Raw genomic sequence first — 9,138 nt, 5'->3', positions numbered from 1 at the left:
CAGAGACGTCGTTTGATCACCTGATTCGGGTGACGAAGCAACGCTGGGCCTGCGAGCTGGGTCACCGGGAGCTCAAACAGGAAGTCGGGCTAAGTCACTTTGAAGGGAGAAGCTGGCAAGGGCTCAACCACCACGCGGCGCTCTGTTTAATTGCGCTGCTCTTCCTGCAATGGCTCCGCTTGGCCCAACTGGATGGCTTTTTTGGCGAGTCCGTACCTGAGATTCGAAGGGAGATCGCCGGGGAAGTTCCCCGGCGATCAGGAGACCGGTGCCGCCTTTATGCGTGCCGTGCAGCGTTGTTCAGCGGTCCCTGAATATTCCCCGAAGTACAGCTAGAAACTTATGTCTAAATCATCAAATAAATCTTTAAACAAATGATATTTGTGATCTATGAAATCACTCTTCGCCATAGCCTAACGGGGCGAGTTTCAGCCGCAAGAGGACATCGGGTGAGCAGACCAATCCTCACTTGGACGCTGTAAGTGCTCATAACGTGAACAACTAGCCTAAATAATCCCCCTAATCATCGCTGTGCCAAGACTGATTGGTGAGGCTTACCAGGATTGTCCCCACCAAGGTTCTGCAGTGCTGTGAGTTGGGTCCCTCCTCACATCTCAGAGTCCTCGGGGGAGTGGTTCGTTTAGCGTCGTGCCAAGATAGGCCAGCAGCGCCTGCCTCACCTCCGCGCGCACCTGCGGGTTGTTCGCGCCCTCCGGACTGAGGCTATAGAGCGCGTCAGCAATATGAATGGTCATCCGCGCGATCATCACGTTCTGCACCGGATCGCTGCCGAGACGACGCAAGGACGCCATGTGCTCCAGTCGTTCCTGAACCGTTTGACGCACCGACGAGTTCACCTTGACGTGATGATTGGTCAACAAGAAGCCCAGCAACCCCCCCGACTCCCGTTGCAGAAACGCGTGCACCCCCAAGACCTCATCCACGAGGTCGACCAGCGGTCGATGCGGGCGCCCGAAGGTCACATCGAGTTCCGCGCCGAGCCGCTCAGTCCACAGGCGCTGAAGTTCCGCAAGCATCGTCAGTTTGTTCGGGAAGAATTGGTAGAGCGAGCCGACCGAGACGCCCGCCACTTCAGCAATGCGGTTGGTTGTGGCACCCTCGATGCCTTCCGTCATGAAGACCTGCGCGGCCGCGTGCAATAGCCGGTCCACCATCTGACGACTGCGGGCCTGTTGGGGCTGTTTTCGCGTCGGAAATGCGAGCTGTTGCTCCGCTTTCTTAGGATTATTCATCTCTACCGTCATATTTTCCACGATTGGAACGCGAGTTGTGAAATTGAGTTTTTATTCGCATACTGGATTCTATCCAACAGGAGACGACGTGAAGACACCAGAATTCCTCTCCGTGCGAGAGATCCGCACCCGTCACCAGGTCCAGGGCGAAGGTGACCCCGTCGTGCTCCTGCATGGCATTGGACGGAGCCTCGAAGACTGGACCGACACCCTCCCCGCCCTCGCCGAACGCCACCGCGTGTATGCCCTCGACCTCATCGGCTTCGGCCTCACAGACAAACCCGATGTGTCCTACACCCTGGCAGGCCTTGCCAGATTCGTGAAGCACTACCTCGACGCCGTGAACGAAACGCGGCCTGTAACTCTGATTGGCAACTCCCTCGGCGGCGCGGTCGCCCAGCAGTTCGCCGTGATGTATCCCCAGCAAGTCCGGAGGCTAGTTCTCGTCAACAGCGCCGGCTTCGGACAGGATGTCACCGTCGCTCTCCGGATGTTGGCTGTGCCCCATCTGGGCGAACGCCTGATGACCCCGGACCCCCGCAACAGTGCCCGCGCCGTCAAAAGCCTTTTCCACGATCCGCGTTTCGCCACGTCTGCACGCCGTGAGCATGCCCTGTTTCTCGCCGGACAGCCCGACCGTTCCCGCGCCTACCTCAGTGTTGCCCGGTTTCTCGGCAACTGGCGCGGCGTGCATCCCGAGTGGCGCGACACCTTGACCCGTCATCTCGCCGCCCTGCGGATCCCTACCCTGATCGTCTGGGGTGAGCAGGACCGGATCCTACCTGCCACGCACCTGAACCACGCCCGTCGCCTCTACCCGCATGCCCGCACACACCTCTTCCCCGGCACAGGCCACATGCCCCAGATCGAACGTGCTGAGGAGTTCAACACGCTGGTGACGCACTTTATAGGAGAGCAACCATGAATCCCTACAGCTTCACGGGGGGCGTCGCCGTCCTCACTGGTGCCGCCAGCGGCATCGGTCTTGCTCTGGCCACCGACCTCGCGCAGCGCGGTAGCCACCTCGCCTTGATCGACCGGGACGAGGACGGCCTCAAGCGGATTGCGAATGCACTGCGGGCCCAACACCCGGACCTCCACGTCACCACGCATGCCTTCGACCTCAGCCACACCGCTGAGATTCCCACCCTCGCCGACGCCGTCCTGCGCGAGCACCGCCGCGTGACCTTACTGATCAACAACGCCGGCGTGGCGCTGGGCGGCACCTTTGACGAAGTGACCCTTGAAGAGTTTGAGTGGGTGCAGGGCATCAACTTCCGTGCAGTGGTCGCCATGTGCAAGGCGTTCCTACCTGCCCTGAAGGCCGAACTGTCCCCGCATGTCGTAAATGTCTCCAGCCTGTACGGCATCATCGGCCCGCCTGGGCAAAGTGCGTACGCCGCCAGCAAATTTGCCGTGCGCGGCTTCAGCGAAGTCCTTCGGCATGAGCTCGCGCCAAACGGTATTGGCGTCACCGTCGTGCATCCGGGAGGTGTACGGACGAACATCGCCAACAGCGCCCCGGTGGGCAGCGGCGTCCAAAGCACCGCTCAGGAAGTCCAGGCGCAACGCGAGGCCAACAACCGCCTCCTGCGCCTCTCGCCTGCCGAAGCTGCATGCATCATCCTGCAGGGTGTAGAGCGGAGAAGCCCCCGCGTCATTGTCGGCACTGATGCCAAAGTGCTGGACTTGCTGGCACGCCTCCTGCCCGGCACGTACTGGCAGGTAATGGGCCGCCTGCTGGCCAACCGCTCCCGAGGTCAGAGATGACCCACGCGCGCCGTGCCGTCCTGAGTGCCTCAGTCCTCCTGGGTGGCCTGCTTCTCCACCGTGCCACCTCTACTCGGCCCAGCCTGTCCATGCACATCATCAAGACTGTCCTGCGCATGAGGAGAAGACCCGTCGACCTTGCAGACATGGAACGCACAGCCCGTACGCGTCCCTACCCGCAACCTGCGCCGATCACGGCGTCTCTGCGGGCCCTGTGCGACGTGCAGGAGCGTCAGGTCGACGGATCTACCGTCTACCTGCTCACGCCTCGGAAGGACGCCTCGGGATGGCACGTGATCTACACGCACGGTGGAGCTTATGTTCACCCACTCCTCCGCAACCACTGGGACCTGCTCGAAGCCCTCATCCGATCCACAGGTGCCAGCGTCACTGTCCCCCTATATCCGCTGGCGCCCGAGCATACGTTCGAAGCCGCGTACCTGCTGCTCGAAACTGTGTACCGGGACCTGCTCACGCGTATGCCCGCCGAACGGGTCGTGCTGTGCGGCGACTCAGCAGGCGGCGCGCTGGCTCTGGGTCAGGCTATCCGGTACCGTGACGCTGGCCTTCCTCAGCCAGGCCGCGTGGTGCTGTTCGCCCCCTGGCTTGATCTCTCCCTCAGCGACCCACGCATCCGGGAGGTGGAGCCGCGGGATGTCATGCTGCGCGTCGACACTCTGTGCCTGGTTGGCCGCTGGTGGGCAGGGAACGCCAACCCACAGCACCCCTGGCTCAGCCCCCTGCGCGCTGACCTCACGGGGTTGTCGCCCATCGATGTGTTCCAGGGCACCGACGACCTCTTCATCGTGGACGCCCGCACCTTCCACCGCCAAGCCTTGGAGGCGGGCGCGGACGTACGTCTATATGAGACTCCTGGTGGGTTTCACGTCTTTATGGCTGTGCCCGCGATTCCAGAGGCCAAAGACGTGTACAAGCAGATTGCCCGAAATCTCAGTCTTTCCGGAGGAGTTCCAACGTGAAACGACGTCAACTTGTCCTGGGCGCAGCAGTCCTCGCCGGATTGTCCGTTGCAGTGAAACGGGCTTCCGTCCGTCGCCGCCCGACTTTGCCTTCCCACGTTGAAGATGGAGCGCCGCTGGACGTGCTGATCATCGGCGCGGGCCTCTCTGGCATTGGGGCTGCGCGGCACCTGCTCGCCAAAAATCCTGGAACACGCTTCGAGGTTCTGGAAGCGCGTGGAGCGATCGGCGGCACCTGGGACCTGTTCCGCTACCCTGGCGTCCGCTCCGACTCGGATGTGTATACGCTTGGGTACAGCTTCAAGCCCTGGCGAGGTCAGAACGCCATCGCGGCGGGTGAGGATATTCGGCAGTACATTCAGGAAGCCTCCGATGAGGCGGGGATCACGCCGAAGATTCGGTTCCACCACAAAGTGAAGGCAGCCGCCTGGTCATCTCAGGAACAATTGTGGGACATCACGGCCGAGACGCACGACGACCGAGGGAACGTCCAAAGCGTCACGCGTAAGGCCCGCTTCCTATTTCTGTGTAGCGGTTACTACAGCTATGACGAGGGCCACCGCCCTGATTTCCCAAACGAGGACACCTTCCAAGGGCAAATCGTTCACCCGCAGTTCTGGCCTGCAGATCTCGACTACGCCGGGAAACGCGTCGTGGTAATCGGCAGTGGTGCCACCGCCGTTACCCTCATCCCTTCCCTCGCGGACCGCGCAGCGCACGTCACGATGCTGCAACGCTCTCCGTCACATATCGCCGTCCGGCCCCTGGTCGACGAGACCGCGCTGAAGCTCCAGAAACTCGCGCCCCCAGCGGTTGCGCACGGCCTGATCCGCTGGAAAAACGTACTGACGAGCATCTTCTATTACCAGATCGCACGTCGCAAACCCGACCTGTTCAACCAACGACTGCTGGACGCTGCCCGGGAGCGCGTGGGGGAAAGATTCGACGCACGCCACTTCACGCCGAACCACAAGCCCTGGGATCAACGGGTATGTGCCGTCCCAGACGGTGATCTGTTCCAGGTCATCCATGAGGGCCGGGCGTCCATCGTGACGGATACCATCAAGACGTTTACCCCGGATGGCATCTGCCTGACCGGTGGGGGAGAACTTCCGGCGGATATCGTTGTGACCGCCACGGGCCTCAAGCTCAACGTGCTGGGAGACATGCAGTTCACGGTGGATGGCACGCCGCTCGACGTACCAGCCACACTCGTCTACAAGGGCATGATGTTGTCGGGCGTCCCGAATTTTGCGTACGCCTTCGGGTACACCAACTCCTCGTGGACCCTCAAGGCAGAACTTACGGCGGATTACGTATGCCGGCTGCTGACGCACATGAATCAGCGTGGCTTCACTTCGGTGGCGCCGATGGCGGACCCGACGGCAGAAGCACGACCTCTGCTGGAGTTTAATTCGGGGTACGTGGCGCGCGCCGCGGCAACGTTGCCGAAGCAGGGAACGAAACAGCCCTGGCAGGTGTACCAGAACTATTTGCTGGACAAGTACACCATTCAGCTCACGCCGTTGAATGACGGTACCTTGGTCTTCATGCGCCCGCCGACGCAGGCGAGGCGTGGGGGTTGATGGATCTGCAACGTACAGAATCCGTCCTGTCCTTCATGCGCTGTCCCTGACGAAGACGGCCTCACGTTTCTGCTCACTGTCTGGGAGCACCCCGAGCCGCTCCTCAACGGCGCAAGCCAGAGCCTAAGCATCGACGATCTGACCAGGCACGCTTCGGGTCAAGGCCGGTGCCCAGGGGGTTCGTGGAGGTTCTGAGGGCCTGCTCCCCCGCTATACTGCCCCGCATGCCCCATGCCGCCCGCGCTGAGATCACGCTTCAGGCCCCGCTGGAACGGGTCTTTGAACTGCTCGTGGACTTCAGCGCCTACAGGCGCTGGAATCCCTTCGTGGTGGACGTCACGGGAGCCCGCCGCGCGGCCGAGGGCGTGCAGATGCGCTTCCGGCTGCGCTGGCGTGAGGGACGGTACATCTCTTCCGACGAACAGGTCACGCGCATACACGCTCCTGCCGACGGGGCGGCGCTAGTCGCCTGGCGGTACGACAGTCCGTTGGCCCGCTGGGGCCTCCTGCGCTCAGAGCGGGTACAGACGCTCACGCGCCTCCCAAACGGCCACACGGCCTACACCACCGAGGCGCCGCCTTCGTCCCCGTGCGTTGGGTGCAGGCAGGGTTCGAAGCTCAGGCGCGGGCCATGCAAGAGGACCTGTCGTCCTCCTGAAGGCCAGTACTGTCGCCCTCGGGGAGCGCAGAGCCGTGGCCTTGTCCCTGGTTCCGGTGCCGGTCTGATTGAATTAGATACGTTGTGCGCGCCCGCACCCCTTGGTGAAACCACTTCGTTTAGGGCTCGCATAGGACCTCTCCAGCGGCCCTCAGCTGGTCAAAAGTGGAGACGCTATGGCGCGATACCGTCTCTATCGCAGTTCAGGCCGATGAGCCCTAAACGAGGTTCTGTCCTTCAGGCGCTGTTCCTCGCAAAGACGGCCTCATGCTCGCGCTCACTGCCGGGAAGCGCCCCGAGCCTCTGTTCGACGGCACAGGCTAGAGCCCAGAGCAGCGCTGCAGGATAGGCATCGACGATCCGGTAAACCGCGTCGAACTCGTCAGAGTCTGCAGAGAAGATCTGGATGATCCACTCCCGCTCTTCCTTACTCGAATAGCGCTTCGACCTCATTGACCGTGTCGTCTCGGGGGAAAGCGAGGATAATCCGCCCTCCTCTCAATGCCTCGGCCCAGGCCCAGCCTCCATGCCTCGCCAGAATTCGTCGGGCCTGTGCCAGGCCGCTGCCCTCCAACAGCGGCACAGATTGCTCACTGCGCACCGCCAGATCAAACAGGGTGGCGGCCTCCTCACCACCAAGACTGACGCCGTCATCCTGAACCGTGACCCAGACTTCGCCGTCGACGTCTTGGCTGTACGCCTCCACCTGCCGCGCTCCCCGAGTCTCACTCAAGGTGAACTTCAGCACCACCTCGAGCGCCTGCCGGAGCAAAGCCCGGTCGCCTCGCACGATAGGCAAGGGCCGAACCGACCAAGCGACCCGTGTTTCTCCTAAAGCTTCCCGCACTTCAGCGAACAGTTCGCTCAGCGGTAGCAGGTCGCGGCGCAGATCATGGACTTCCAATTGAGCGAGTTGTTGGAGATCCTGGGTGATCCCCTTGAGCCGGCTCAACTCGTCATGAAGCGTCGAAAGCGTCGAGGGCGTCAGCTCTTGCACCCCTTCTCCGTCCTGCCCCGCTGCCAAGAACTGGCTCAGATACCCGACCGGGGCTTCCAGCGTCCGGGCGGTGCGGGTAATGAGCGTCCCCAGTTCCGCGTTCAGGTCGGCGAGGCGGCGGGTCCGCTCTTCGACCTTCTCCTCAAGGCTGGTGTTGACGGCCCGGAGAGCCTCTTCTGCTTGGGCGCGCTCAACAGCGGTCCAGATGCGCTCGGTGACCTCTTCGATCAGAGCAATCTCACTGGCCGTCCAGTGCCGGGCGGTCGCAGAAACGACGACGATCGACCAGAACGGCCGCCCCTGACCCTTGCGCAGGGTCGAGGCGACAAGCGCGCCCATGCCGAGGGCGCCAAGATTCTGCCGGTCCTGTTCAGAGAGTTCGGCGGCGTGGGCGACGTCACCGATCGCCAGTGTCTGGTCAATCGCTACCCGGAGGGCATCCGGAAAATCCGACAGGCGCACGCCACTCGGCACGGGCGGCACGCGGTCGTTGCCCACCTGATAGGGAAACTCGCCCCAGTCATCTTCAATTCGGTATACGCCGATATAGCAGCGGTCCAAGTTCAGCTGCTCGGCCAGCAGGCCCAGCGCCCGGTTCACCACCGCATCCACATCAGGTTGCGCCCGCAGCGTGTCGCTGAGCTTCAGCAGAAAGGTCTGCCGCTCCTCGCTCCCGCGCAATGCGTCCTGAGCCTGTCGCCGTTCCGTGACGTCGGTGAAGAGCACAGCAATCCGTCGGCTTGCTTCATTCCCCAGACGAAAGATATTCAAGTCGAAGATACGGCCAAGTGTAAGTTCGCTCTCCTCCACCCGCAGCGCCTCCCCTGTCTCGACGACCCGTCCGTAGAGCTCGGCCCATCTCGGGTTCGGCCTCCCTAACAGTTCGGTCGCCATGCGCCCCACGGGGTAGGGCATTCCGGTATGCCGCACGAACGCAGGATTCGCGTCGATGAAGAGGAAATCAGTCCATTGCCCCTGAGCGTCGGCGAGCACCTCGACGACGGCGTACGCCTCATCCATCTCGTTGAACAGGGTGCGGTACTTCGCCTCACTTGCCTGCAGCGTCAGCTTGGCCTGAACTCGCTCCGTGACGTTGCGCCAGAACAGAGCAATCCCGCCCTCCTCCGTAGGATAGGCGTCCACCTCCAGATACAGGTCGTAGCCCTCTCCTACGTAATGATGGGCCAGATGCTCCTCGGTTCCTTCCTCGACGACCCGCCGGAGTGCAGCGCCGATGGGGGCGTCTACGGAAGCTGGGAACACCTCCCAGTGTGAACGTCCCACGATAGTTGTCCGTGACAGGCCAAGCAGGCGCTCGGTCGCCCCATTCACGCTCTGGATACGGAACTCCCGGTCAAGCACGCAGTAGGCGTCGCTGATCCGCTCGGGAATCTTTTCCAGCGCCTGAGCTGCCGAAAATGGGGGCGGATCGTCATGGGAGGACATAAATGCACTGTAGTGTAGGCGCTTTAACTACACCCTCGCGTGTACGACAACTTTTATTGAGGTGGGCTCAAGTATCTTCAGCAATCCGCCGATGTATACACTCAGGCCAGCAGCCCTGGCGGTCAACAACCGTCGCGGAGCAGATCGGGCTGGCGGGGGAGGGCGAAGTAGAAGGTCGCGCCCTGACCCGGCGTACTCTCGGCCCAGGCCCGGCCGCCGTGGCGGTGGACGAGTCGCCGCACGAGGGCGAGACCCATCCCCACGCCGCTGAAGTCCTCGGCGGGGTGCAAGCGCTGAAACATGCCGAACAGCCGGTCCTTCTGGCGCATGTTGAAACCCACGCCGTTGTCCCGCACGCACACCACGAAGTCCTGCTCGTGGTTCTTCATGCACACGTGGATGCGGGCGGGGTGCTGCCCCTGCGTGAACTTCACGGCATTGCCGATCA

Annotated in this window: 8 protein-coding genes and 1 pseudogene; 6 read left to right on the top strand and 3 right to left on the bottom strand. The window is 62.3% G+C overall.

Annotation, left to right across the window (positions count from 1 at the left end; all coding sequences use genetic code 11):
- A pseudogene (locus ASF71_RS25850) lies at positions 1-314 on the top strand (hypothetical protein); the annotation flags it as partial.
- Positions 315-614: 300 nt separating this feature from the next.
- Here the strand turns inward: ASF71_RS25850 and ASF71_RS15205 are convergent.
- Positions 615-1,253 (bottom strand): TetR/AcrR family transcriptional regulator, encoded by a 639-nt coding sequence (locus ASF71_RS15205; protein ID WP_082506080.1) that lies wholly within the window; start codon positions 1,251-1,253, stop codon positions 615-617.
- Between the two features lie 88 nt (positions 1,254-1,341).
- Here ASF71_RS15205 and ASF71_RS15200 point away from each other — a divergent pair, with 88 nt between their 5' ends.
- From ASF71_RS15200 to ASF71_RS25845, 5 genes are all read left to right on the top strand, one after another.
- Entirely contained in the window at positions 1,342-2,178 is an 837-nt protein-coding gene (locus ASF71_RS15200) for an alpha/beta fold hydrolase (protein WP_056301861.1), read from the top strand.
- Positions 2,175-3,023: an SDR family oxidoreductase gene (locus tag ASF71_RS15195; protein WP_056301860.1), complete on the top strand. Its 849-nt coding sequence runs from the start codon at positions 2,175-2,177 to the stop codon at positions 3,021-3,023. The genes ASF71_RS15200 and ASF71_RS15195 overlap by 4 nt, the downstream gene beginning before the upstream one ends.
- Before the next feature lie 146 nt (positions 3,024-3,169).
- A complete protein-coding gene (locus ASF71_RS15190; protein WP_162243122.1) occupies positions 3,170-4,003 on the top strand; it encodes an alpha/beta hydrolase in 834 nt (277 codons plus the stop codon).
- Positions 4,000-5,589 carry an NAD(P)/FAD-dependent oxidoreductase gene (locus tag ASF71_RS15185; protein WP_200939725.1) on the top strand — a complete coding sequence of 530 codons (1,590 nt, stop codon included), beginning with the start codon at positions 4,000-4,002 and terminating at the stop codon, positions 5,587-5,589. Before ASF71_RS15190 ends, ASF71_RS15185 begins: the two co-directional genes overlap by 4 nt.
- 224 nt (positions 5,590-5,813) lie before the next feature.
- Positions 5,814-6,596, top strand: a complete 783-nt coding sequence (locus tag ASF71_RS25845) for an SRPBCC family protein (protein WP_156372864.1) — start codon at positions 5,814-5,816, stop codon at positions 6,594-6,596.
- Between the two features lie 78 nt (positions 6,597-6,674).
- Here the strand turns inward: ASF71_RS25845 and ASF71_RS24550 are convergent, their stop codons facing one another.
- Together ASF71_RS24550 and ASF71_RS15170 are read right to left on the bottom strand one after the other, a co-directional pair.
- Positions 6,675-8,690 carry a PAS domain-containing sensor histidine kinase gene (locus tag ASF71_RS24550; protein ID WP_056301854.1) on the bottom strand — a complete coding sequence of 672 codons (2,016 nt, stop codon included), beginning with the start codon at positions 8,688-8,690 and terminating at the stop codon, positions 6,675-6,677.
- Positions 8,691-8,812: 122 nt separating this feature from the next.
- Positions 8,813-9,138, bottom strand: a 326-nt coding sequence (locus tag ASF71_RS15170) for an ATP-binding protein (protein WP_200939724.1), incomplete at its 5' end; no start/stop codon positions are given.

Source organism: Deinococcus sp. Leaf326 (genome assembly GCF_001424185.1).
GTDB lineage: Bacteria > Deinococcota > Deinococci > Deinococcales > Deinococcaceae > Deinococcus.
This window is presented reverse-complemented; position numbering and strand designations above follow the sequence as displayed.